Source organism: Neobacillus sp. PS3-40 (genome assembly GCF_030915485.1).
Lineage (GTDB): Bacteria > Bacillota > Bacilli > Bacillales > Cytobacillaceae > JAUZPL01.
Genome location: NZ_CP133266.1, coordinates 1,456,649 through 1,480,667, shown reverse-complemented (window position 1 = coordinate 1,480,667; position 24,019 = coordinate 1,456,649). Strand labels below are relative to the sequence as shown.

General features: G+C 37.1%; 23 protein-coding genes and 1 riboswitch. Of the genes, 15 read left to right on the top strand and 8 right to left on the bottom strand.

The genetic code is table 11. From position 1 onward, the window contains the following. Nucleotides 1-148: 148 nt before the first annotated feature. Nucleotides 149-1,087 carry a 1,4-dihydroxy-2-naphthoate polyprenyltransferase gene (locus RCG20_RS07515; RefSeq protein WP_308183614.1) on the bottom strand — a complete coding sequence of 313 codons (939 nt, stop codon included), beginning with the start codon at nucleotides 1,085-1,087 and terminating at the stop codon, nucleotides 149-151. Nucleotides 1,088-1,416: 329 nt separating this feature from the next. Here RCG20_RS07515 and RCG20_RS07510 point away from each other — a divergent pair, with 329 nt between their 5' ends. The 6 genes from RCG20_RS07510 (at nucleotide 1,417) to menC (ending at nucleotide 8,870) form a co-directional block, all read left to right on the top strand. Then, nucleotides 1,417-2,817, top strand: coding sequence for an isochorismate synthase (locus RCG20_RS07510; RefSeq protein WP_308183613.1), 1,401 nt, complete (start codon nucleotides 1,417-1,419; stop codon nucleotides 2,815-2,817). Between the two features lies 1 nt (nucleotide 2,818). After that, nucleotides 2,819-4,570 (top strand): 2-succinyl-5-enolpyruvyl-6-hydroxy-3-cyclohexene-1-carboxylic-acid synthase, encoded by a 1,752-nt coding sequence (menD, locus tag RCG20_RS07505; protein WP_308183612.1) that lies wholly within the window; start codon nucleotides 2,819-2,821, stop codon nucleotides 4,568-4,570. After that, nucleotides 4,567-5,376, top strand: coding sequence for a 2-succinyl-6-hydroxy-2,4-cyclohexadiene-1-carboxylate synthase (gene menH / locus RCG20_RS07500; protein WP_308183611.1), 810 nt, complete (start codon nucleotides 4,567-4,569; stop codon nucleotides 5,374-5,376). The genes menD and menH overlap by 4 nt, the downstream gene beginning before the upstream one ends. A gap of 17 nt (nucleotides 5,377-5,393) precedes the next feature. Further along, the gene (menB, locus tag RCG20_RS07495) at nucleotides 5,394-6,212 is read left to right on the top strand and encodes a 1,4-dihydroxy-2-naphthoyl-CoA synthase (RefSeq protein ID WP_308183610.1); all 819 of its coding nucleotides are present in this window, start codon (nucleotides 5,394-5,396) and stop codon (nucleotides 6,210-6,212) included. Nucleotides 6,213-6,276: 64 nt separating this feature from the next. After that, on the top strand, nucleotides 6,277-7,767 hold the full coding sequence (locus RCG20_RS07490; protein WP_308183609.1) for an o-succinylbenzoate--CoA ligase: 1,491 nt from the start codon (nucleotides 6,277-6,279) through the stop codon (nucleotides 7,765-7,767). Next, nucleotides 7,764-8,870, top strand: coding sequence for an o-succinylbenzoate synthase (gene menC, locus RCG20_RS07485; protein WP_308183608.1), 1,107 nt, complete (start codon nucleotides 7,764-7,766; stop codon nucleotides 8,868-8,870). Before RCG20_RS07490 ends, menC begins: the two co-directional genes overlap by 4 nt. A gap of 179 nt (nucleotides 8,871-9,049) precedes the next feature. Here the strand turns inward: menC and RCG20_RS07480 are convergent, their stop codons facing one another. Continuing rightward, nucleotides 9,050-9,979, bottom strand: coding sequence for a metal ABC transporter substrate-binding protein (locus RCG20_RS07480; protein WP_308183607.1), 930 nt, complete (start codon nucleotides 9,977-9,979; stop codon nucleotides 9,050-9,052). Between the two features lie 226 nt (nucleotides 9,980-10,205). Here RCG20_RS07480 and RCG20_RS07475 point away from each other — a divergent pair, with 226 nt between their 5' ends. Beyond that, nucleotides 10,206-10,769 carry a beta-class carbonic anhydrase gene (locus RCG20_RS07475; RefSeq protein ID WP_308183606.1) on the top strand — a complete coding sequence of 188 codons (564 nt, stop codon included), beginning with the start codon at nucleotides 10,206-10,208 and terminating at the stop codon, nucleotides 10,767-10,769. On the opposite strand, the gene yidD is transcribed toward RCG20_RS07475, so the two are convergent. After that, the gene (gene yidD / locus RCG20_RS07470; RefSeq protein WP_308183605.1) at nucleotides 10,766-11,005 is read right to left on the bottom strand and encodes a membrane protein insertion efficiency factor YidD; all 240 of its coding nucleotides are present in this window, start codon (nucleotides 11,003-11,005) and stop codon (nucleotides 10,766-10,768) included. The genes RCG20_RS07475 and yidD overlap by 4 nt on opposite strands. Nucleotides 11,006-11,147: 142 nt before the next feature. Here yidD and RCG20_RS07465 point away from each other — a divergent pair, with 142 nt between their 5' ends. Further along, complete coding sequence (locus tag RCG20_RS07465) at nucleotides 11,148-11,621, top strand: S-ribosylhomocysteine lyase (RefSeq protein ID WP_308183604.1); 474 nt, start codon at nucleotides 11,148-11,150, stop codon at nucleotides 11,619-11,621. A gap of 115 nt (nucleotides 11,622-11,736) precedes the next feature. Here the strand turns inward: RCG20_RS07465 and RCG20_RS07460 are convergent, their stop codons facing one another. Then, a complete protein-coding gene (locus tag RCG20_RS07460; RefSeq protein WP_308183603.1) occupies nucleotides 11,737-11,994 on the bottom strand; it encodes a DUF6154 family protein in 258 nt (85 codons plus the stop codon). A gap of 311 nt (nucleotides 11,995-12,305) precedes the next feature. On the opposite strand from RCG20_RS07460, the gene ytkD reads away from it, so the two are divergent. The 3 genes from ytkD to RCG20_RS07445 all read left to right on the top strand — a co-directional run bounded on the left by ytkD (nucleotide 12,306) and on the right by RCG20_RS07445 (nucleotide 13,950). Continuing rightward, complete coding sequence (gene ytkD / locus RCG20_RS07455) at nucleotides 12,306-12,818, top strand: RNA deprotection pyrophosphohydrolase (protein WP_308183602.1); 513 nt, start codon at nucleotides 12,306-12,308, stop codon at nucleotides 12,816-12,818. A gap of 61 nt (nucleotides 12,819-12,879) precedes the next feature. After that, nucleotides 12,880-13,671 carry an alpha/beta hydrolase family protein gene (locus RCG20_RS07450; protein ID WP_308183601.1) on the top strand — a complete coding sequence of 264 codons (792 nt, stop codon included), beginning with the start codon at nucleotides 12,880-12,882 and terminating at the stop codon, nucleotides 13,669-13,671. Between the two features lie 36 nt (nucleotides 13,672-13,707). Next, a complete protein-coding gene (locus RCG20_RS07445) occupies nucleotides 13,708-13,950 on the top strand; it encodes a DUF2584 domain-containing protein (protein WP_308183600.1) in 243 nt (80 codons plus the stop codon). 66 nt (nucleotides 13,951-14,016) lie between these two features. Here the strand turns inward: RCG20_RS07445 and pckA are convergent, their stop codons facing one another. Beyond that, complete coding sequence (gene pckA, locus RCG20_RS07440) at nucleotides 14,017-15,594, bottom strand: phosphoenolpyruvate carboxykinase (ATP) (RefSeq protein WP_308183599.1); 1,578 nt, start codon at nucleotides 15,592-15,594, stop codon at nucleotides 14,017-14,019. 286 nt (nucleotides 15,595-15,880) lie between these two features. Then, nucleotides 15,881-16,019: riboswitch (SAM riboswitch) on the top strand. Nucleotides 16,020-16,267: 248 nt separating this feature from the next. Here pckA and metK point away from each other — a divergent pair. Together metK and asnB are read left to right on the top strand one after the other, a co-directional pair. Continuing rightward, entirely contained in the window at nucleotides 16,268-17,470 is a 1,203-nt protein-coding gene (gene metK / locus RCG20_RS07435; RefSeq protein ID WP_308183598.1) for a methionine adenosyltransferase, read from the top strand. A 259-nt stretch (nucleotides 17,471-17,729) separates the two neighbouring features. After that, nucleotides 17,730-19,634: an asparagine synthase (glutamine-hydrolyzing) gene (gene asnB / locus RCG20_RS07430; protein ID WP_308183597.1), complete on the top strand. Its 1,905-nt coding sequence runs from the start codon at nucleotides 17,730-17,732 to the stop codon at nucleotides 19,632-19,634. On the opposite strand, the gene RCG20_RS07425 is transcribed toward asnB, so the two are convergent. Both RCG20_RS07425 and RCG20_RS07420 read right to left on the bottom strand, forming a co-directional pair. After that, nucleotides 19,631-20,503, bottom strand: coding sequence for a C39 family peptidase (locus RCG20_RS07425; protein WP_308183596.1), 873 nt, complete (start codon nucleotides 20,501-20,503; stop codon nucleotides 19,631-19,633). The genes asnB and RCG20_RS07425 overlap by 4 nt on opposite strands. Before the next feature lie 77 nt (nucleotides 20,504-20,580). Continuing rightward, nucleotides 20,581-21,096: a gamma carbonic anhydrase gene (locus RCG20_RS07420; RefSeq protein WP_308183595.1), complete on the bottom strand. Its 516-nt coding sequence runs from the start codon at nucleotides 21,094-21,096 to the stop codon at nucleotides 20,581-20,583. Between the two features lie 216 nt (nucleotides 21,097-21,312). Between RCG20_RS07420 and RCG20_RS07415 the strand changes: the two genes are divergently transcribed. After that, complete coding sequence (locus RCG20_RS07415; protein ID WP_308183594.1) at nucleotides 21,313-22,116, top strand: alpha/beta hydrolase; 804 nt, start codon at nucleotides 21,313-21,315, stop codon at nucleotides 22,114-22,116. Nucleotides 22,117-22,298: 182 nt separating this feature from the next. Beyond that, nucleotides 22,299-23,393, top strand: a complete 1,095-nt coding sequence (locus RCG20_RS07410) for a tetraprenyl-beta-curcumene synthase family protein (RefSeq protein WP_308183593.1) — start codon at nucleotides 22,299-22,301, stop codon at nucleotides 23,391-23,393. A 44-nt stretch (nucleotides 23,394-23,437) separates the two neighbouring features. Here RCG20_RS07410 and RCG20_RS07405 read toward each other — a convergent pair whose 3' ends face one another. After that, nucleotides 23,438-24,010 carry a tRNA 5-(aminomethyl)-2-thiouridylate-methyltransferase MnmM gene (locus tag RCG20_RS07405; protein ID WP_308183592.1) on the bottom strand — a complete coding sequence of 191 codons (573 nt, stop codon included), beginning with the start codon at nucleotides 24,008-24,010 and terminating at the stop codon, nucleotides 23,438-23,440. Nucleotides 24,011-24,019: the final 9 nt, after the last annotated feature.

Sequence of the window (24,019 nt, the reverse complement as noted above, 5' to 3'; positions counted from 1 at the left end):
ACTCCTCTGACTCACCCTTAAGGACTCGCCAATCGGCGAGTTTTCTTTAGCTAATCGGAATTTATAACCATAAATTCTGCTAGCGCATAAGGGCAACTACGCCTCTGACATCGCCCTTAGGGGCTCGCCAATCGGCGAGTTTTCTTTATTATGAGAAGAAGTGTCCAATGAATATGCCAACTGTCATCAGGAATCCAAAAAATGTGTTTGTTTGAGCGGTTGCTTTCATTGCGGGTGCCATCTGAATAGGTAAAGAGTTTTCAATAAATCCTTTTGTCGCTTTAATAGCTTTGGGAGCACTTAAGATGACAAGTGCAATCCAAATTGGGGCAATTCCAGCTATGATAAGAGCGAAGACCCAAAGATAAGAAAGAATGAACATGCTAGCAAGTAAATAAATAGCCTTTTTCTTACCTAAGAGAATTGCTAGTGTCTTACGACCATTTAGTTTGTCCCCATCAAGGTCACGAATATTATTTGATAGTAGTATTTCACCAACAAGAATCATAATTGGGATGGAAACGAGAATGCTTGTCTTGTCCACTGTTCCAGTTTGAATAAAAAATGAAATTAAAATAATCAGTAGTCCCATAAAGAAACCAGCAACGATTTCTCCAAATGGCGTATAGGCAATTGGAAGTGGTCCACCGGTATAGAAATAACCGACTGTCATACATATTAGTCCAAGTAATGCTAACCACCAACTACTATTGGCACAAATATAAATGCCTAACAACAAGGCAATACCGTAAAAACTAAAGGCAAGAGTCATGACTGTTTTCGGTTTTATACCATCACGGACAATTGTTCCCCCGATCCCAACGGAATGCTCATTATCAAGTCCACGCTTATAATCAAAGTATTCATTAAACATATTAGTAGCAATTTGGATAAGCAAACTAGCAATTAACATCGCAAAAAAGAGCCCGAAATGGATTTTTCCATATTTGAGTGCAAGGGCGGAACCAAGCAATACCGGTACAAACGATGCTGTTAATGTATGTGGGCGGGTCATTTTCCACCAAATTGAAAAACCACGGTTTGATTCGATGACAGGCTTAGTTTCTGACTTTAATTGTGGCTGCATTTTGTTCTCCCCCTTTTAAAAAGATAAACCTATTTCTAAAAAATAATAGTAGTTCAAATAATATAGATTTCTTTCCAAACCTTAGTTTAGGGAAACACACAACTAGTGTCAATGACTTTCTATATGAAGAAATAGAACATAATTCCAAAATGTTGGAAAATAGATAAAACAGTATACAACCCGTTCTACATGTTTTGATATATAATAAGGTATGAATTAGGCTTTCAAAGTGAGATGCATTATTGACACCATTCCATTTGGAGTAGTATCTTAAAATAAGCTAAAAATGGGTGGATAACAGCAATAAAGGCTGTTTTGGAGGGATTTTTTTGGTTACCATTCAAGAAACGGGATTAAAAGAAATAGGATTATTGGCCATTAATCAAGCTAAACAAATGGGGAGGTCTATTTTGGTAAGTGATGTTCACAAAATTGACCCAATTGACCCTTTATTATTTTTTCACAATGGAAGAGAGCTCTTTTTGGGTGAACGTTTTTTCTGGAAAGACCCTTCTGATGAAATGTTACTTATTGGAATTGGCATATTGAAGCAAATACAATCGGATCAGGCTGCTGACCGCTTTTTTCATGTTGAAAGCATGTGGAAAGAATTTATAACTGAAAGTATGATTAATAATCCATATACTGAAAATGGGATTGGACCCTTGATGTTTGGTGGATTTTCCTTTGACCCGTATAAAGAGAAAACGAATCTGTGGTTAAAGTACGGTGAGTCCCAGTTACATGTACCTAAATATATGCTCAGTATAATCAAAGGCCAGGCATTCTTCACGACAAATATTGTTTGTTCCCAGAATGATGATCTTTCTTTATTTCAAAAGGTACTAGATGAAAGAACGCAGCTCCTAAATTCTCTACATAAAGGCTTCCAATTTAAATCAGCTAACCTTTTGGACACGAAAGAAGTTTCACCACAAGAATGGAAAGTGACCGTTGATGAAGTCGTTAATGATTTAAAAAAAGGTCCGATGAAGAAGGTTGTCCTCGCTCGTGAATTGAGGCTATTTTTTGATGATACTATCGAGGCTGATACTGTATTATCCCATTTGCTTGAGGAACAAAGGGAAAGTTTCATTTTTGCTTTTGAAACAAATGATAATTGCTTTATTGGTGCATCACCTGAACGACTTGTGAAAAAGCAAGAGGAAGAGGTTTTTTCAACATGTCTGGCTGGTTCTATTTCCAGAGGGAAAACAAGCGATGAGGATCAATTATTAGGTGACACTTTACTAAAAGATCAAAAAAATTTAATTGAACATCAATTTGTTGTTGAAATGATTCAAAACGCGATGGAAGAATCTTGCGAAGAGGTTATTCTCCCGGCAAATCCGCAATTAATGAAAATGAGAGATATCCAGCATCTTTATACACCGGTCGTTGGAAAAATTAAAAAAGATACATCCATACTTTTATTAGTGGACAGGCTTCATCCGACTCCTGCATTAGGAGGGCTTCCTAAAAAAGAGGCTATTGAAAAAATACGGCAGGTGGAAATGCTTGATCGAGGATATTACGCTGGACCGCTTGGCTGGATAGATTATAAAGGAAATGGAGAATTTGCTGTCTCAATTCGTTCCGGATTATTGCAAGGGAAAGAAGCATCCTTGTTTGCCGGCTGCGGTGTCGTGGCAGATTCTGATTCTGAAAGCGAGTATTTAGAAACGAGCTTGAAATTTAGACCGATGCTTACAGCTCTTGGAGGAAAATAATATGAACCATCAGGAATCATTAACAGCATACACAGCTGCCTTTGTAGCAGAATTAGTTTATAAAGGTGTAACAGAAGTTGTCATAAGTCCAGGATCAAGATCCACTCCAATGGCTATGGTAATGGCGGAACACCCGGAACTAAATATTCATATCCATATAGATGAACGTTCTGCTGCATTCTTTGCACTAGGTATTGCGAAGGCGAAACAAAAACCTGTTGCGATCCTTTGTACTTCAGGGACTGCAACAGCTAATTACTATCCAGCTATTGTCGAGGCACATTATTCTCGTATTCCGCTAATTATACTCACTGCTGACAGGCCTCACGAACTAAGAGATGTAGGGGCTCCACAAGCAATTGATCAAAATCAATTATATGGTAACCATGTAAAATGGTTTGTGGAAATGGCACTACCTGAAAAAAGTGATGAAATGATTCGCTATGTTAGAACGGTATGTGCTAGAGCAGCTGCAGTTGCAACTCAAGCACCTGCGGGACCAGTTCACTTGAATTTTCCATTCCGCGAACCACTCATTCCACTATTGGATGAAGGTATTTTTGACTTTACAGAGCGACCAAACGGTTACGTAAATGTGATAAATGGAGAATTATCGATAGGGCAGGACCAATTTAAAGAGATTGCTGGTGTTTTAAGTAAACATGAAAAAGGAATTATTATTTGTGGACAAATCGAAGATCAAGAATTTGTAGATGCCATCACACGCCTTGCAACTACATTAAATTTCCCTATTCTTGCGGATCCATTATCACAATTAAGAAGCGGAAAACATAGCAGTGAAGCTATCATAGAGGCATATGATACATTTTTACGGAATGAAGATGCTAAGTCATTTTTAAAACCTGATATTGTTTTGCGATTTGGGGCGATGCCAGTTTCTAAGGCTTTAACTATTTTCTTGAAGGAAAATCATAATTCAGTTCAATTTGTGGTGGATGGCGGTGCAGGTTGGCGCGACCCAGCGGCCCTTTCGACGAATATGGTCTATTGTAATGAGACTAAATTTTGTGAGGGAATTATCCCTCATGTTGAAGGGGTAACCAATAATGAGTATATGGAGAATTGGAAGAGGATAAATACTCTTACAAAAGAAAATCTAGCACCTGTAAGGGATTCGCTAGAATTAAATGAAAGTCGTTTATTCTATCAATTGGCTGATATGCTTCCTGAAGGTGCAACATTATTTGTTGGAAATAGTATGCCAATTAGGGATTTGGATAGTTTCTTCCACATGAATAATAAATCGATCAGGATTATGGCAAATAGAGGAGCGAATGGAATAGATGGGACGATTTCGACAGCTTTAGGGGCTGCATTATTTTCAGAGCCACTTTATCTAGTTGTAGGCGACCTAACCTTTTTCCATGACTTAAATGGTCTATTAGCTGCGAAACTGTATAATATTGATATTCATATTATATTAGTAAATAATAATGGTGGAGGCATTTTTTCCTTTTTACCACAATCGCAACATCCAAAAAACTTCGAGTTCCTCTTTGGAACACCCATAGATCTTGACTTTGAGCATGTGGTTCGAATGTATAATGGGGAATTTGTGAGAATTAATGATTGGGATCATTTGGCGGCAGTTATGAGGCCAACCGAAAATTATCGAGGCTTAAATGTTTGGGAAATAGAAACAAATAGAGACAGAAATAGTAAAGAACATCGCGAAATATGGAATTTAGTTTCCGGGGAAATATCGAACTTTGTAAAAGGCTGTCAGGGATGAGCTATCTTATAAATGGCGTTCGCTATTATGTTGATGTTTATGGCGAGGGTTTTCCATTATTACTTTTGCATGGATTTACAGGTGAATCGACAACTTGGAAGCCTTTTTATAGAGATTGGGGCAAGCATTCAAAATTAATTATTCCTGATCTTATTGGGCATGGAAAAACAGAGTCACCTCATAATGTCAGCCGCTATAAAATTGAATTTGCAGCAAAGGATTTACTAGGGATTCTTGATCAATTGGGGATAGATAAAGTAGATTTGCTTGGCTACTCAATGGGTGGGAGGCTTGCCCTTACATTTGCGATTCTTTTCCCAAAAAGAGTTCGCAAACTAATATTAGAAAGTAGTTCACCAGGACTTCCATCAATAGAAGAAAGAGAATTTCGGTGTATGAAAGATAGAGAACTTGCAGATTTTATTAGAGAAAAAGGAATTGAGGTGTTTGTTGATTATTGGGAAGATATTCCTCTTTTTTCAACAATGAAACAACTTCCAGATGAAATCAACAAAACAATAAGACGGCAACGTTTATCCAATAATCCATTTGGACTCGCAAATAGTCTGCTAGGAATGGGTACTGGCATGCAACCTTCATGGTGGGAAAATTTGAATCAACTTCAACATGAAATTCTTTTAGTGACGGGAGAAAAGGATAAAAAGTTTTGCCTTATTGCCGAAAAAATGAAGAAGAAACTAAAAAATGGTGCTTGGATCTCCATTCCCAACAGTGGGCATGCAAATCATGTGGAAGATCAAGAAATGTTTGGTACAATAGTAAGTGACTTTTTGAAAAATACATAATAAAGGGGGATTTAGTTTTGAAAGTTGAATGGACTACCGTTAAAAATTACGAAGATATTTTATTTGAAACATCAAATGGAATTGCGAAAATCACCATTAATCGTCCAGAAGTACACAATGCATTTCGTCCAAAAACCGTTACGGAATTAATTGATGCTTTTGCATATGCACGTGATGACTCTAATGTGGGTGTTATTGTTTTAACAGGTGCAGGTGATAACGCATTTTGTTCGGGTGGTGACCAAAAGGTACGCGGTCATGGAGGATATGTTGGGGAAGATCAAATTCCACGCTTAAATGTTCTAGATCTTCAACGTCTAATCCGTGTTATTCCAAAGCCTGTTATTGCGATGGTTAAAGGATTCGCTATTGGGGGCGGACATGTGCTACATATTGTTTGTGATTTAACAATTGCAGCAGATAACGCTATTTTTGGACAGACAGGACCAAAAGTAGGCAGCTTTGATGCTGGCTATGGTTCTGGCTACCTTGCGAGAATTGTAGGACATAAAAAAGCACGTGAAATTTGGTTTTTATGTCGCCAGTACAATGCCCAAGAAGCATTGGACATGGGCTTAGTCAATACTGTTGTTCCTTTGGACAAGGTCGAAGAAGAAACTATCCAATGGTGTGAAGAAATTCTTGAGAAGAGTCCAATGGCACTTCGTTTCTTGAAAGCAGCCTTTAATGCAGATACAGACGGTTTAGCCGGAATTCAGCAATTTGCAGGTGACGCAACATTACTTTACTACACAACAGATGAGGCGAAAGAAGGCAGAGATTCGTTTAAAGAGAAGCGCAAGCCAGATTTCGGTCAGTTCCCTCGTTTTCCTTGAAAAATACTTTCACTGCAGCTTGGTGGTTTCCCATCAGGCTGCTTTTCTATAAGTGGGTGCCTATATGCAAAATGAAATGATGCCAAACTTTTTGAAAAAAAGAGCCTTTTTAACACCAGATCGAATTGCTCTCTTTTTTAATGATCAAACCTTAACATTTAAGGAATTATATGATAGCTCTGTAGAGACAGCGGGAAGGCTACAATCATTAGGGCTTCGTAAGGATGACTTTGCGGGTGTATTGCTTAAAAATCATAGCGATACGGTGATTATTTTATTTGCCCTCCAACTACTAGGGGTAAAAGCTGTCATTCTAAACAATCGTCTAACTGCAACTGAATTATCTTGGCAGATAACGGATTCCAGGTCGCAATTCCTCATTTTGGAATCCTTATTTTCGTATGTGTTGAATGGAGTGGATCCATCCTTAGTGAGTATAACGAAGGAGCAGTTGTTCGATGGGCCTTCAGAAAATCCTATTATTCAGGAAGAACTCGATTTATCTTCTGTTTGTACTATTATGTACACGTCTGGGACAACGGGTAATCCAAAAGGTGTTTTACAGACTTATGGAAACCATTGGTGGAGTTCAGTTGGTTCAGCACTAAATCTTGGATTTACGGAACAGGATCGCTGGCTTTGTTCAGTTCCACTTTTCCATATAAGTGGCTATTCGATAGTAATGCGAAGTGTGATTTATGGGATGCCGATTGTTTTGCATGAAAGCTTTGATGTTCAAAAGACGATAGATGATATCAAAGATAAACGAGTTACAATTATGTCTGTAGTAGGAACGATGTTATCAAGAATAGTGGAAATACTTGTTGATCACCGCCTCCCAGGTCATTTCCGCTGTATGCTACTTGGAGGTGGGCCAGCTCCACTACCTTTACTACAGTCATGTGTGGAAAAGAAAATACCCGTCTACCAAACGTATGGAATGACAGAAACCTCCTCGCAAATTGTTACACTGTCACCAGAATATAGTCTTTCAAAGCTTGGATCAGCAGGGAAGTCGTTATTTCCATCTCAAATTAAAATTGAGTTAGAAGATGGAAGAGTTGCTCCATCAGGGGAAGCAGGAGAAATTGTCGTAAAAGGGCCAAATGTTACTGAAGGATACCTATATCGTCCAGATGCCACAAGTGAAAAAGTAAGAGATGGCTGGTTGTATACAGGCGACATTGGTTATATGGATCATGAGGGCTTTTTATATGTTCTTGACCGCAGAGCTGATTTAATTATTTCAGGAGGGGAAAATATTTATCCTGCTGAAATTGAAGCAACATTGTTAGCTCATTCCGGAATAGCCGATGTGGGTGTAACTGGAATGGAAGATGAAAAATGGGGGCAGGTTCCGATCGCTTTTATTGTAAAGAGAGAAGGAGTAGAATTATCCCTTGAACTTGTTCAACAATTTTGCCAAGAACGGTTGGCGAAATATAAAGTACCGAGGCATGTTTATTTTATTGAAAAGCTTCCCAGAAATGCTGCTAAAAAGCTGTTGCGAAGACAGCTTCGTGAACTTATGAAAGAGAGTTGGGGCAAAGAATGAGGATTTCATCCATTCAAATTTATGTGATTAAAATGCCGCTAAAATCTCCATTTCTTACTCATTTAGGCGCAGTGACCGATCGGGAAGGTATAATTGTCAAGGTAACAGATCTGGACGGTGCTTCCGGGTATGGAGAAGGGGTTGCCTTTTCATCCCCATGGTATACAGAGGAAACAGTCCAAACAAGCCTTCATATGCTAAATGATTTCCTGATACCATTGTTAAAAAAGAACCCCATTCAGCATCCGAAGGAACTATCTAAAGTATTTCAATCGATTCGAAGAAATAATATGGCAAAATCTGCTCTTGAAACAGCAGTATGGGATCTGTATGCAAAAAGAAATTCTACACCTTTATCGAAAATCCTTGGTGGAATCCGTGAGAAGATTCCTTCTGGGGTTGTGGTTGCCACTGATTCAAGTGTAAAAGCTCTTACTCAAATCGAAGATTATTTAGGACAGGGTTATCAACGTTTCAAAATTAAGATTCATCCTGGACAGGATATTACATTGCTTTCAGAAATTCGCCGCTCCTATCCGGAACTTCCCATTATGGCGGATGCCAATTCTTCCTATACTTTAAAGGATATTGACAGGCTAAAAGCATTGGACGAATTCAATTTGTTGATGATTGAACAGCCACTTGCCTTTGATGATCTAATTGAGCATGCTATCCTTCAAAAAGAGGTAAAGACACCGATTTGTTTGGATGAAAGTATCGTAACATTTGATGATGCCAGAAAGGCCGTTGAATACGGAAGTTGTCAAGTGATTAACATTAAAGTTGGCCGGGTTGGTGGACTTTACGAAGCAAAGCGGATCCATGATTATTGCCTCGAAAAAAATATCAAGGTTTGGTGTGGAGGCATGATTGAATTTGGAGTTTCTCGAGCACATAATATTGCGCTTGCAACGCTTCCTGGGTTCACTATTCCTGGGGATATTTCTGCCTCAAGCCGGTTCTGGGATGAAGATATTATTTTTCCAGAAGTTATCGTAGAAAATGGATGGGTAAAGATACCGACTGAGCCTGGAATTGGGTTTCAAATAAATGAAAAAAGGCTTCGGGAAATACTGGTTGCTGAAAGGAATTATCCTTTTTAGCTTATAAGAAGGTTTATCTTTGTTAACCACTAAAATAAGTAACTATCGATGATCAATAATCAGACTCAAACCGCATAAGGGCAACTACGCCTAATCGCCCTAAGGGGCCTGCCATCGGCGAGTTTGCTTTAAAATAGGATTAAAAATAAAAACCTCTCAGGATGAGAGGTTTTTAACATTTACTTATTCAATGCAGTTTTTAGTGTAGTAAGGTTTTTGTTCATGAGAGTAAAGTAAGTTTCATTATTGTTGATATTTTCCTGTGTTAAAACAGCCAAATTGTGGATCGTTAGGGGCTTTGCACCTATTTCTTCTTGAACAATATTTCCTAATTTTGAATTGAAATTTTGCTCGAACAAGACATAATGAATTCCCTGTTGTTCAGCTAGCGAAACAACATTCTCTAATTGCTTTTGGGAGGGTTCATTTGTTGTAGATAATCCTGATATGCTAATTTGTTTTAATCCATATCGAGTCTCCCAATACCCGAATGCTGCGTGTGTAACAATAATATTTTTATTTTTCGACTCGCTGATTGTCTTTTGATAATTTTGATTGAGAACATCTAGTTCTTTTGCGAGTTTATTATAATTTTGGGTAAAGAATGCTTTATTTTTGGGCATTTTTTTAATCAGTTCATCCCTTATAATAGCAGACATTTCTTTTGAATAGACTGGGTCTAACCAAACATGCGGGTTTACATCTCCAGGTTGATCCTCATCCTGCGCTGTTCCGGTCATTTTTGGAAGCTTTAGGTTATCTGCAACAGGCATAAGTTTAACATTTTCATCTTTTAATGTTTGTTTGGCTTTTTCAACAAAACCTTCAAGTCCTAGGCCAATATAAAAAAATAAGTCAGAATCTGCAAGGTTCATCATATCCTTTTGCGAGGGTTCAAAGGTATGTTCGTCAGCACCAGGCGGATAAACAGTCTTTACATCCACATATTTTCCACCAATTTGTTCTGTAAAATATTGAAGTGGGAATACTGTCGTATAGATAGATAACTTGTTGGCATTTTTTTGTGGTTGAATATTACTATTGGAACATGCAGCAAGGAAAAGGCTGATGGGTATTAGGAAAGATAGTAAAACGATAAATCTTTTCATAAAAACTCCTTTCGGTTATATGTAAATCGGATTAATTACGATTTAATGGTCAAATTTTTAAAAATTAATACTGGCTTACAATTATTATAAGAGTATATAAAATAGGAACGATTCCGATTTCCTAATTGATCTTACAAAAAATTTCCCGTAAATGCAAGCGTAAAATTAGAAATTGCTTTTGAATACTTATATACTTTAATAAAATATAGTAGGAGTTTTGATAAATATGACATTATTAAATGAAATTTTAGAGTACAATAAAACATTTGTAGAAAATCGTGAATATGAAAATTATGATAGAAATAAAATGCCAAAAAAACGAATGGTTATTCTTACTTGTATGGATACAAGGTTACTTGAATTATTACCAAAAGCCATTAATGTAAGTAATGGAGATGTTAAAACAGTAAAAAACGCTGGGGCAATTGTGTCGCATCCATTTGGTAGTATTATGCGCAGTATTCTTTTAGCTGTATATGAATTACAAGCTGATGAGGTATTTGTTATTGGTCATCATGACTGCGGTGTGAGCGGTTTAAGGGCAGAGACTGTCATTGAAAGTATGAAAAAAAGAGGAATATCAGAAGACACCCTTAATACACTTACAAATTCAGGAATAAAGTTCAAAAAATGGTTGCATGGCTTTGATAACGTCACGGAAAGTGTGGCACATAGTGTGGGTGTCATTAAAAATCATCCACTGATGCCAGCAGATGTCCCAGTTCATGGGTTAGTTATTGATCCAAGTACAGGAAAACTTGATCTTGTTGTTGAAGGATACAAAAATTAATTTTCTTTTTTCTTTCCCCATTTATCCGGGACAGGGTCTATTCCACCTGGATGGAAGGGGTGACATTTTAAAATGCGCTTTATTGCAAGCCATCCACCTTTAATGGCCCCGTAACGCTGAACAGCTTCCAAACCATAATGGGAGCAAGTTGGATAAAAGCGGCAAGTAGGCGGTTTAAGTGGCGATATCACTATTTGATAAAAACGGATTAATGAGATAAACATTTTTTTTAACATGGGCTTACTCCTTTACATGCACTATTACCAAGATAGCACAAAATATTTTCAACGTCTAAAATGTCCATAATCATATAAAACAGATGAATTAAGTCGGAATTTAATGTATGATAGAATTAGATTAGAAAAGGAGTGGATCATTTTGCCGTCAGTTGAAAGCTTTGAATTGGATCATAATACCGTGAAAGCCCCCTATGTTAGACATTGTGGTGTCCATAAAGTAGGAACCAATGGAGTTGTTAATAAATTCGATATCCGTTTTTGTCAGCCAAACAAACAGTCAATGAAACCAGATGCCATCCATACCCTTGAGCATCTTTTAGCCTTTACTATTCGCAAGCATGTTGAAAAATATAACCATTTCGATATTATTGATATTTCTCCAATGGGTTGCCAAACAGGTTTTTATCTTATCGTAAGTGGAGAACCTAAAGTAGAAGAGATTATTGACCTTCTCGAAGATACGATGAAGGATGCACTTGAAATTATCGATATTCCAGCTGCTAATGAAAAACAATGCGGTCAAGCAAAGCTTCATGATTTAGAAGGAGCTAAGCACTTAATGAATTTTTGGTTAGAACAAAGCAAAGCTGATCTAAAACAAGTTTTTGCATAAATGGCAAAAAGATTCCTATTCAAGTTTTGAATGGGAATCTTTTAATTTAGCATTGTCGTACTCATTGTTATTTATAGCTGCTTTGGAACCCGTTAATTCAGACTTATGTAAAAAATTAATGTATATTACGGGGTTGATAAGTAGGAGTTCTCTGTTGTCCCAATTCTTCCTTAGCAAACTTCCCCTTTAAGCTTTCAATTAAGTATAACCCCATTAAATCATATAATTCTTGTTCATCCATTTCGGCAATCATACTAATTAAATCTTCACGTGTCATTTCTTCTAGAAAAGCAAAGGTAAGCATATCAATATCTTCTTCGTCACCTGTCAGCTTATTCCGGTAAAGATCATATAGCTCATCGACTAATTTCATTTCTCCACCTCCTTATTGATTAAAATCCTTACTTATTCAATACCCATAAAATAGAAAATTATTCCTACTTTCTAATTATGCGCTACAACTTTATGACGTTTTAGTAAAAGGGACAAATTTACCCTCTATAACAATTATAACCATATTTGAAGAAAAAGAATAATTCATTTGATTTTGTGAACAATTTTAAAAAAGGATGAGCAAAGAGTTTCCTTTACTATTGTTATTATTGAAAAATTTGTTGATAATCCATTCTTCCACAGAAATCGTTTATAATAAAAGTAGAATCTTTATTATGAGGCGAGGAAAAAATGAAAAAATTTTTAGATACCAGTGGAAATGAAGTGGAACTCTCTTTTTCCGCATGTTCCTTTGAGGAGAAAGCGAAGCATGTTCTGGTTATATGCCAATATCAAAATAGCTGGTTATTGACCCATCACAAAACTCGAGGCCTGGAATTTCCGGGTGGAAAAGTGGAGGTAGGGGAAACTCTTGAAGAGGCGGCCAAAAGAGAGGTATATGAAGAAACAGGGGCTCTAGTAGCTGATTTTGTCCTGATAGGGGAATATCGAGTGTTGGACCCAAAAGGATCATTTGTTAAAGCTGTTTTTTGGGGGCAGGTTGAGAGAATCGACAAAAAGAGTAGCTACTTCGAAACAAATGGACCGATAACAATCAAAGGTGATATTTTGCGGTTGCGATTTGGTAATGAATACAGCTTTATCATGAAAGACTTGGTCATCAAAGAATGTATTAAGAAAATTAAACAAATTAAAGCTAAAAGGGGTAGGGAAAAGATTGTAGTAGAATCTGCTATTCTCTAATCCTGTGCTCAACTTATTTTACTATTACACATGGAAAAATTCAGTAAGGTGGAGATATTGTTTGGACGAGCATAATGGGAAAATTATCACTATTCATCGATTCCCTTCTCCAAATCCGGATGTATCATTAAAGGTTATTACGTATTTTTCTAAGGGCTTAAAAGTGAAAGGATTGCTAGCAGAACCGATAAATAAGATTGTTCATGATGGTTTTTTATATTTAAGGGGTGGTATTAAAAATGTTGGGAGGGTAAGGCCAGCACGGATTGCCCAATTTGCCTCCGAGGGCTTTATTGTATTTGCTCCCTTTTATCGAGGAAATCAAGGTGGAGAGGGGTATGAGGATTTTGCCGGGCAGGATCGTGAAGATGCTTTTGCTGCTTTTTTATTGCTTAAGTCGCTCCCAAATGTAAAAGACATCCATGTATTTGGATTTTCACGTGGGGGGGTTATGGCATTATTGACAGCAATTGAGTTTCCAGAAGCCGCAAGTGTTGTGACGTGGGGCGGTGTCAGTGATATGACATTAACCTATATGGAGAGAAATGACTTAAGAAAAATGATGAAACGCGTTATTGGTGGAACACCTAGTAAATTTCCGTTACGATATCATGTAAGGACGCCTCTATATCAATTGGAGAAAATGTCTGCTCCTCTACTTATTATTCATGGAGTTCAAGATCAAAATGTTTCTGTTGAGCATGCATATCGGTTGGAAAGGCGTCTAAAATCTTTACATAAACCAGTTGAGAGTTGGTACTTTGCTGATTTTACTCACTACTTTCCCCCAGGCATTAATAGAAAATTGGTGGTTGATTTGACAAGGTGGATGAAAAATCAATGTAAAAGATGATAAAATAAATGTAAAAAATAAAGAGGAGCGATGAAAATGGGTATGCCCCTTGAATTAAATACGATGATTGTGACAAAAGGTAGAGAAAAACGGGTAGAAGAAAACCTTTTTATTTTAGAAAAAGCCGGATACCGTTTATATCCGATAGATATTCCAATTGAGGTAAGAAAGGCGATTGAGAGTGATTCTAATGGGATTGCTATTATCAAAAAAGTAGAATGGCATAATAGTCAAACCATTTTAACTTATCAATTGGTATCATTGAATTCAACAAATTGAAATGATGCGAAATCAATCTATTGGCAAAGTAAAACCCTTATCGATTTGATAAGGGTTTTCTTTAAATTATGCTATTGGCCCGCCATCAACCGCAATTGATGCAGGGACATCATTGAATTTTTTGAAGTTCTCACGGAACTGGGCAGATAATTCTTTTGCTTTTAGTACATATGCGTCCTTGTCTGCCCACGTTTTATTTGGTAAAAGAACATCATCTGGAACACCTGTAACATGGAGAGGGATGTTCAATCCAAAAACTTCGTCCTGGACAGTTTCTACGTTGTTTAATTCTCCTTCAAGTGCTGCTTTTACCATCGCTCTTGTATAAGAAAGTTTCATCCTACTACCAACACCATATTCTCCACCAGTCCAGCCGGTATTGACTAAGAAAACTTTAGCATTATGTTCAAGAATTTTCTCACCAAGCATTTCAGCATACACTGTTGCAGGTAGAGGTAAGAAAGGAGCACCGAAGCAAGTAGAGAATGTTGCTTCTGGTGAAGTAATTCCACGTTCGGTACCAGCAAGTTTAGATGTGTAGCCACTAAGGAAGTGATACATAGCTTGTTCCTTCGTTAGTTTCGAGATTGGAGGTAGAACCCCAGACGCGTCAGCAGTCAAGAAGATAATAGTATTTGGATGACCAGCAACGCTTGGATCGACAATATTATCTAATGCATGTAGTGGATAGGCGGCACGAGTATTTTCTGTTAATGTTACGTCCTCATAATCAGCAATCCTAGTTTCCTTATTTAAGATTACATTTTCTAGCACTGCGCCAAATTTAATTGCGTCAAAAATTTGTGGCTCTTTTTCATGGGAAAGGTTAATGCATTTTGCATAGCAGCCTCCCTCAATATTGAACACTCCGTTTGGAGACCATCCGTGCTCATCATCACCAATTAAACGGCGGTTTGAATCAGCTGATAAAGTTGTTTTTCCTGTTCCGGAGAGCCCAAAGAATAATGCGACATCACCTTCAGTTCCAACGTTTGCTGAACAGTGCATAGATAAATTCTTTCTTTCAGGTAAAAGGAAGTTCATGATAGAGAAAATTGATTTTTTCATTTCCCCAGCATACTCGGTTCCACCGATTAAAACGGTACGGTGTTCAAAGGATATGATAATAAACGTTTCAGAATTTGTTCCATCAACCTCAGGATCTGCTTTGAAGTTAGGAGCACAAATAACAGTGAATTCAGGTTGATGTTCGGCTAGTTCTTCTTCACTAGGACGAATAAATAGTTGGTGAACAAACAAATTATGCCATGCGTATTCATTAATTACTTGAATAGGTAGTTGGTTTTTTTTATCAGCACCGGCAAAACCTTTAAATACAAAGAGTTCATCCTTTTGTTTTAAATAGTGTAGTATTTTATCATGTAGCTGTAAAAAGGCTTCTTCAGTAATAGGTTGGTTTGGACCCCAGGCAATTTTGTCTTTAGTTGAGTTTTCGACTACGATATATTTATCCTTTGGTGATCTCCCTGTATACTTACCAGTCGAAACGCTGATAGCACCTGTGGAAGTTAAGATTCCTTCATTACGAGATAATACTTTTTCAACTAATTGAGGAACAGATAATTGCGAATGAACATTTGTAAATAAATCAGTTAACTTACTTGGAATATGTATAGAAAACATTTAACAAACTTCCCTTCCCATTTTATGAAAAAAGTATAACACATTCAGAATAATAGTCTATACTAATCACGCAATTTAAATAATTTTTTAGAACGCATTAACGAATATATTCGCAAATCGCTTTAAAAATTCAAAAAACTTTTTAATTATGTGTTACTTTTTAAAAAAACAATTAAGTAAAAATAATGAAGCTTCCTTTTTGTAAGGTTTTTATAGTGAATTTTATATAATAAGGTATTGACATTGTTCGACATCATGCGTTATGATTTTACCTTGAACGGATACTCTCTTATCCCGAGCTGGTGGAGGGACAGGCCCAATGAAACCCAGCAACCCGCTATATAGCAAAAATATCCGATTAAAGTTGGTATTTTTATAGCAAAGGTGCTGAACCTGATGCAAGGCTAGACCTTGAACGATAAGAGTGAAAGGCCCGGAAACAATTTGCTTTCAACCTTTCCTCATTTTGGAAGGGTTATTTGTTTTTAGCTTTAAAAATGCTTTTCTTTATTCATTAAGCGAATTAAGAGGAGCAACTTCATAAAAACCTTATGTTTATTTCATACTACTAAGGGAAATGAGTTCCGTGTCAATCCGAGGTTAAATGGCAAGGTAAAGTAATACGCCCACACAGATAACCTCACTTTATTTCAATAATATAGGAGGAATTCAGATGTCAACAAAGCGTCGTTTGTTCACTTCTGAATCAGTAACTGAAGGTCATCCTGACAAGATCTGTGACCAAATTTCTGATTCTATTTTAGATGCAATTTTAGCTAAGGATGCTAATGCCCGCGTTGCGGCTGAAACATCTGTAACAACAGGTTTAGTCCTCGTTGCAGGGGAAATCACCACGTCTACATATGTGGACATTCCAAAAATCGTTCGTGAAACGATTAGAGGTATTGGATACAATCGTGCAAAATACGGTTTTGATGCTGAAACATGTGCAGTCTTAACTTCTATTGATGAGCAGTCCGCAGATATTGCAATGGGTGTTGACCAAGCACTTGAATCTCGTGAAGGCCAAATGTCTGATGAAGAAATTGATGCAATTGGAGCAGGTGACCAAGGTTTAATGTTTGGTTATGCGTGTAACGAAACAAAAGAGCTTATGCCCCTTCCTATTTCACTTGCACACAAGCTTGCTCGTCGTTTGACCGAAGTCCGCAAAGATGAGGTTCTTGCATATCTTCGTCCGGATGGAAAAACCCAAGTAACGGTTGAGTATGATGAGTTTAACAAACCTGTACGTATTGATACAATTGTAATCTCAACTCAGCATTCTCCGGATGTTACTTTAGAGCAAATTCAACGTAATTTAAAAGAATTTGTCATTAATCCGGTTGTTCCAAAAGAATTAATCGATGAAAATACAAAATACTTCATTAACCCTACTGGCCGTTTTGTTATCGGCGGACCACAAGGAGATGCAGGTCTAACAGGCCGTAAAATTATCGTTGATACTTACGGTGGTTATGCTCGCCATGGCGGTGGTGCATTCTCCGGTAAGGATCCTACAAAAGTGGACCGTTCTGCTGCATATGCCGCTCGTTATGTTGCGAAAAATATTGTAGCAGCAGGACTTGCAGACAAATGTGAAGTACAGCTTGCTTATGCAATCGGTGTAGCAAGACCGGTTTCTATTTCTGTCGATACATTTGGTACTGGTACAGTAAGTGAAGATGTTTTAGTTGATCTAGTAAGTGGGAATTTTGATCTTCGCCCAGCTGGAATCATTAAAATGCTTGATCTTCGCCGCCCAATTTACAAACAAACGGCAGCATACGGTCACTTTGGCCGTACTGACATTGATCTTCCTTGGGAGCGTACAGATAAAGCAGATACATTACGCGAACAAGCTGGAAGTCTCTAAAGAAAACTCGCCGATTGGCGAGCACCACAGCTAGATAATCATAAACGGGAGTTGCATTTAATGTAACTCCCGTTTTTAATTTTGCGTCAGTATAGTGTAAAGTGAACTTAAATTAGCTTTATCAAATTAGATGTTTCATGTTAATACCATGTACGTTTTTGATGATTAGTGGTAGTATTGAAGAGTATTTTTTAGGGTATACAAAATTCAAGTCCTTACAAATAGGAAAGATTTAGAAATGGAGTAGGTGAGGTACATAATGTGTGGCTTTATTGGTTGTGTACACGACAAAGCACAAAACTATAGTGACAATCAAAAACAACAATTTAAAAATATGAATGATATTATTACACATCGCGGGCCTGATGATGATGGTTTTTATTATGATGATAATATTCAATTTGGTTTCCGCCGTCTAAGCATCATCGATATTGAAAGTGGTCATCAACCGCTCACATATGAAAATGAACGTTACTGGATTATTTTCAATGGAGAAATCTATAACTATATGGAGCTTCGTGAAGAGCTTTTAAAAGAAGGTCTAACATTTTCAACAAGTTCTGATACTGAGGTTATTTTATCCTTATTCAGCCATTTAAAAGAAAAGGCTGTCGAAAAATTGCGTGGGATGTTTGCCTTTGTTATTTGGGATAAACAAGAACAAACGCTATACGGGGCAAGGGATCCATTTGGAATTAAACCATTTTTCTACCTCGAAGACGATGAACGTACATTCTTTGCTTCTGAGAAAAAAAGTATTCTTCTTGCACTTGAAAATGATGTTTTAAACTACGATTCCCTGCAGCATTATTTAACATATCAATTTGTTCCAGAGCCAATGACCATGTCTGCTGGTATTAAAAAACTTGAACCTGGTCATTATTTTACAAAAAAAATTGGCTCCCCTATGGAAATCAAAAAGTATTGGAAAGCACGCTTTACGCCTGTTCAAAAGCCCGAATCCGAATTTATGAAGGAAATTAAGGATGTTCTCATTGATTCTGTTAAAATGCATATGCGCAGTGATGTACCAGTAGGTTCATTCCTTTCTGGTGGAATAGACTCTTCGATCATTGCATCGATTGCAAAAGAGTTCCATCCTGGGATTAAAACATTTTCAGTTGGTTTTGAGAGGAATGGTTTTAGCGAAATTGATGTAGCTAAGGAAACAGCTGAAAAGCTTGGATTGGAAAACATAAGCTATGTAATTACGCCTGAAGAGTACATGAATGAGATTCCTAAGATTATGTGGCATATGGATGACCCGCTTGCAGATCCTGCTTGTGTTCCCCTTTATTTTGTTGCTCGTGAAGCACGCAAGCATGTGACGGTTGTACTTTCAGGGGAAGGTGCAGATGAATTGTTCGGTGGATACAATATTTACCGTGAACCACAATCTCTAGAGGTGTTTAATAAAATACCACGCGTTGGAAAATCACTTCTAAGAGGGATCGCGGGTATTATGCCTGAAGGAACAAAAGGCAAGAGCTTTATCGAACGTGGAATTACACCAATGGAAGAACGGTATATTGGGAATGCCAAAATGTTTACAGAAGATGAAAAAAGGGAGTTATTAACTGTTTACCGTGAAGGCTTGGATTATACAGATATTACTAGGCCCCTTTATGAAGAGAGCCGGGGCTACGATCCAGTTGATCGCATGCAATATATTGACATTCATACATGGATGCGTGGCGATATTTTACTAAAAGCAGATAAAGTGACGATGGCTCATTCCTTAGAATTACGTGTTCCTTTTCTAGATAAAGCTGTGTTTGATATAGCTTCAAAAATACCAACAAGTCTAAAAACAGCGAATGGAACGACAAAATACATTTTACGGAAGGCAGTAGAAGGTATTGTTCCTGACCATGTGCTTACCAGAAAAAAACTAGGCTTCCCTGTCCCGATTCGTCATTGGTTGAAGGATGAAATGAATGATTGGGCGAAAAAAATAATCCGTGAAAGTAACACGGATCATTTATTCAATAAAAACTATTTATTAAGGCTTCTAGAAGATCATTGTCAAGGTAAAGCTGATAATAGCCGGAAAATATGGACAGTGCTTATGTTTATGGTATGGCATCAGGTCTATGTAGAAGAAAAATACACGTTTCAAACTGATTTTTCCAAAGAAAATGCCCTTCAAATGATGAAGAGCTAAGGGAGATAGGTTATAGCTTGTCTTCCCATTTGCACCCAGGATTCTTCAAAATCCTTAATGGGTGCTTTTTTATTTTTTTCTCCAGTTAACGGGTCATTAAAATAAATATAGTGCGGATCAAATCCAGTAATTAAGACGGAATGTTCCTTGTAGGTAATTTTCACTTTTCCGGTTGGAGTATTCCAGGTTTGAAACTTATCTTCTGATAATGGTTGATACGATGTATTTGTAATAACCCATACTGGTCGTCCATCTGAAAGATGAATTTGTAACTCTTGAAAGTCAGAGCCTGATAAGTCCTTTATTTTCCCAGGCAAATATTTTTCAGCAAGGTCAGCAATTGGTTTGTGATAAATGCCAAAACCAGGTTCTTGAAAATTGTACATATTTCCTACAAATCCATCATTCGGGTTTCCAAAGTATATTTCCCCATTAGAGATTCGCTGTGGAGTATGATCTTTTTTTACTTTCTCCGCGAGTTCCATTTTACCAACTGTCACACCTGCATTGTTAAGTAGCATTGCCAAGCTAGTCACCTCACAACCACGTGGGAGATCAGGAATTTGGGAAATGGCTGGTACATTGAGAAGAACTTGATCCTTGATTTTGATGATTGGAAGATCAAAATGTTCTTCAAGATAATCACTCGTTTTAAAGACAGGAGAATGGACTAAATTTTTTAATAACCCAACTGCCTTCGCCACATTTTCTTTTTTCGAATTGTCTAGCGTAAAGGCTGTGACAATGGTTGTAATAATAAAAAGTAAAAAGAAAGTTGATTTAAATAGGCCACTTGTCCGTTTTAATAATCGTAATAGGAAAAATAGTAATAAAATGATAAAAGCAATTAATAAGTATAAAGAAATCATTGAACCACCTAATTCTTTTTTTCTTCAGAGTTGTTTAGCAAAGTTTGATAATACTACTTTAGAATAAGGGTTGTAAATTAGTCTTTCTGTATGGATTTATAGTAAGCTGCTTTTTCTGCATATTCTCGTGTGATTCGGTTCATATCCTCGATGTCTGTGGGTGTTAAATTTCTAATCACTTTAGCGGGTCTACCGAAAGCTAATGTGCCAGGTGGGATTTTCTTTCCTTGTGGAACAAGGCTTCCTGCACCGATGAAGGCACCCTCACCAATTTCGGCTTGATCTAGGATAATTGATCCCATTCCGATCAATGCCTTTTTCCTAATGATACAGCTATGAAGAAGAACTTGGTGTCCAATGGTTACCTCATCTTCTAAAATTAGCGGGCAGTCTGGACTTTGGTGTAAGACAGAATTGTCCTGAATATTGACTTTGTTACCGATAATAGTTGGAGCCACGTCCCCTCTGATTACAGAATTAAACCAGACGCTTGATTCGTCTCCAATTTCAACATCACCGCTAATGGTTACATAGTCAGCAATAAATGCTGATTCTGAAATTTTGGGGAATTTGTCTTTGTATTTGTATATCAATTTGGTTTCTCTCCCTTAAATAGTTAAATTAATTCTATCAATCAAATTTGTATGGTGAAAGCTTTTTTATGCAAGTCTCTTCTTTGAAGTATTGAAAACGGCTATTGTATGTTATAGTACTTTTATCTTTATTATAAAGGTTTATGGGTTATAGTTACCTTAAAAAAACTCCATATATTAATTTTACTTTATTTTTAGGATTTAGGAGGAAAAAGTATGTGGAAATGGGAAGCAGAAGGAGAAGCAAAAGCTGTAATTGTAATGGTCCATGGTGCTATGGAACATCACCGTCGTTATGGCTGGCTGATCGAAATGTGGCGAACCTCGGGCTTTCATGTAATCATGAGTGATCTTCCTGGACAAGGAATGACAACTAGATCACACCGTGGACATATTGATTCCTTTGATGAATATTTAATTGAAGTAAAGGACTGGGTACAAGCTGCATATCGCTACGAATTACCAGTCTTTTTACTTGGACATAGTATGGGAGGATTAATTGCGATCCGCCTTTTACAGGTTGAAAAACTTAATATTGCAGGTGTTATACTCTCATCACCGTGTCTTGGGTTAATCGAAACACCTTCAAAACTCTTGAATACTTTATCTTACGGACTAAATGCCATCTATCCGTCTTTAAGGATGAATTCTGGATTGACCGTTGATATGGCAACGAGAAACCCTGATGTTCGTGAAGCAGATGTTAATGATACCCTCTATATTACCAAGGTATCTATAAGATGGTATCGTGAACTAGCCTCAGCAATGAAAGATGCATTTGAAGATCTCGAACACGTTCAAGATCTCCCTATGCTTGTCATGCAAGGTGGAGATGATAAAATTGTGAAAAAAGATTCTGTTAAAGAGTGGTTCAATCATGCACCACTATCTGAAAAAAGATTTAAAGAATGGCCAAAATGCTATCATGAAATCTTTAATGAACCAGAACGAGAAGAAGTTTTTGAATACGCAAAGGACTTTGTTAATAGCCAATTAAAATCAATTGGTTATATCGTATAAAAACAATGTAAGCATTTTACTTCTAGCCAAAAGGTATAGAAATAAGAATACTTATCGAGCTGTGAACAAACATAATAAGGTGGCGTGAGCGAGGTTGAATCTTACAGAGAACCTAATTTTTTAGTAATCAAAATTAAGATGAGCGAGCTCCGTCTCCTTTTTCAAAAAAAAGAGGTGTAGGAATGTCATTTTCCATGATGCCTATTAGCCTAATGTCAAGGGTTTATCGTAAAATTTTCCCTGCTGTCCATCATGAACTAGCCTATTGGAGAGGCCGTGCTAATCAAATCCCTAATCCGGAATTGCGGAAGCAAGCCTTAGCTAGTATTGGGAGCAAAGCATTTCATTGTGAAGGTGGAGCGATCCTTGCACTAATGGCAAATGAACATTATAAAAAAGCGGTTAAATTTATTGTGGCCTATCAAACCATTAGTGATTATTTAGATAATTTGTGTGACCGCAGTACTTCTCTTGATCCTAACGATTTTAGAACATTGCATCAATCGATGAAAGATGCACTATCAAAAAATGCGCTTTCAGGAAACTATTATCGACTTCGCGAGGATCAAGATGATGGAAATTATTTAAATGATTTAGTGGAAACGTGTCGCTCATTTTTTCAAGAATTGGCACATTATGATGTGATAAAAGACTATTTAGAAGAACTTTGTCAGTATTATTGTGATTTGCAGGTTCATAAGCATGTAATTTCAGATGAGCGGGTACCACGGCTTAAAGAATGGTTTCAGGGTTTTCAGGACAGTTTGCCAAAGATGGAGTGGTATGAGTTTTCAGCTTGTTCAGGTTCTACTTTGGGAATCTTTTGTCTGATTTCCTATGCGATGAGAGAAGATTTTCAAGAAAAGGATGCCACACATATTCGGAATGGTTATTTTCCATATATACAAGGGCTACATATTTTATTGGACTATTTTATAGATCAAGAAGAGGATCGAATTGGCGGAGATCTGAACTTTTGCTTTTATTATGAAAATCAGGAAAAGCTTTTTAAACGGTTAAAGCATTTTGTAATTGAGGCAGACCGCCATACAGAGGAACTTCCGCATAAAAAATTCCATCAGTTAATAAATCGAGGACTTTTGGGTGTATATTTATCAGACGAAAAAGTCCGAAAGCAAAAAAACGTTCGAAAATTAGCGAAAGAAATCATTAAAACAGGCGGTGGAATTAGCTATTTCTTTTATATAAATGGACTAACCTATCGAGCCTTACAAAGATGGGTACCTGCTAGTCTGATTAGAATGATTTTTAAATAGATGTGGCGTAAAAAGGTAAAAAACCAGGCAGATGAGCCTGGTTCTTAACTTTTTTCTATAACCAAAATAAATGGTGAATGATTTTTCTGATTAATAAATTGGTATTGTAACACTTGGGCTGTTTTTTGCTCGATTTGTTTGCAAAAATGGAGTAACGAATCACGTTCTTCCGCGCCACCTGGATGTCCATGGTAAATGACAAGGACGATGATTCCCGTTGGTACCATGATTTCTAAAAGCTGCTCAACAGCGGCAATAGTTGTATTTGGTTTTGTAACAATGGTTTTATCACCGCCAGGTAAATAACCTAGATTGAAAATTGCACCGGTGATTTTTCCGTGATGCTCTACTGGGATTACTTGATTTAGATTTTCATGTCCACAGTTAAAAAGTGTGACACGATTGGAAAGTTTGTGCTGATGTATGCGTTCGTTTGATGCTATAACGGCATGTTCCTGTATATCAAAGCCGTACACTTTACCAGTTTCACCAACAAGGTTAGCTAAAAAAAGTGTATCATATCCATTGCCAAGAGTTGCATCAACAACAATACTCCCCTTTTTAATTGCCTTTTCAAGTACGTTTTTTGCAAAAGGAAGGATTTGATCAAGGTACACTTATATCCC

Excerpts from the sequence above, each read along its gene's own strand:
- RCG20_RS07515 (WP_308183614.1), bottom strand. The coding sequence starts at position 1,087 with ATGCAGCCACAATTAAAGTCAGAAACTAAGCCTGTCATCGAATCAAAC.
- menD (WP_308183612.1), top strand. The coding sequence starts at position 2,819 with ATGAACCATCAGGAATCATTAACAGCATACACAGCTGCCTTTGTAGCA.
- menH (WP_308183611.1), top strand. The coding sequence starts at position 4,567 with ATGAGCTATCTTATAAATGGCGTTCGCTATTATGTTGATGTTTATGGC.
- RCG20_RS07490 (WP_308183609.1), top strand. The coding sequence starts at position 6,277 with ATGCAAAATGAAATGATGCCAAACTTTTTGAAAAAAAGAGCCTTTTTA.
- menC (WP_308183608.1), top strand. The coding sequence starts at position 7,764 with ATGAGGATTTCATCCATTCAAATTTATGTGATTAAAATGCCGCTAAAA.
- RCG20_RS07480 (WP_308183607.1), bottom strand. The coding sequence starts at position 9,979 with ATGAAAAGATTTATCGTTTTACTATCTTTCCTAATACCCATCAGCCTT.
- RCG20_RS07475 (WP_308183606.1), top strand. The coding sequence starts at position 10,206 with ATGACATTATTAAATGAAATTTTAGAGTACAATAAAACATTTGTAGAA.
- yidD (WP_308183605.1), bottom strand. The coding sequence starts at position 11,005 with ATGTTAAAAAAAATGTTTATCTCATTAATCCGTTTTTATCAAATAGTG.
- RCG20_RS07460 (WP_308183603.1), bottom strand. The coding sequence starts at position 11,994 with ATGAAATTAGTCGATGAGCTATATGATCTTTACCGGAATAAGCTGACA.
- ytkD (WP_308183602.1), top strand. The coding sequence starts at position 12,306 with ATGAAAAAATTTTTAGATACCAGTGGAAATGAAGTGGAACTCTCTTTT.
- RCG20_RS07445 (WP_308183600.1), top strand. The coding sequence starts at position 13,708 with ATGGGTATGCCCCTTGAATTAAATACGATGATTGTGACAAAAGGTAGA.
- pckA (WP_308183599.1), bottom strand. The coding sequence starts at position 15,594 with ATGTTTTCTATACATATTCCAAGTAAGTTAACTGATTTATTTACAAAT.
- metK (WP_308183598.1), top strand. The coding sequence starts at position 16,268 with ATGTCAACAAAGCGTCGTTTGTTCACTTCTGAATCAGTAACTGAAGGT.
- asnB (WP_308183597.1), top strand. The coding sequence starts at position 17,730 with ATGTGTGGCTTTATTGGTTGTGTACACGACAAAGCACAAAACTATAGT.
- RCG20_RS07425 (WP_308183596.1), bottom strand. The coding sequence starts at position 20,503 with ATGATTTCTTTATACTTATTAATTGCTTTTATCATTTTATTACTATTT.
- RCG20_RS07415 (WP_308183594.1), top strand. The coding sequence starts at position 21,313 with ATGTGGAAATGGGAAGCAGAAGGAGAAGCAAAAGCTGTAATTGTAATG.
- RCG20_RS07410 (WP_308183593.1), top strand. The coding sequence starts at position 22,299 with ATGTCATTTTCCATGATGCCTATTAGCCTAATGTCAAGGGTTTATCGT.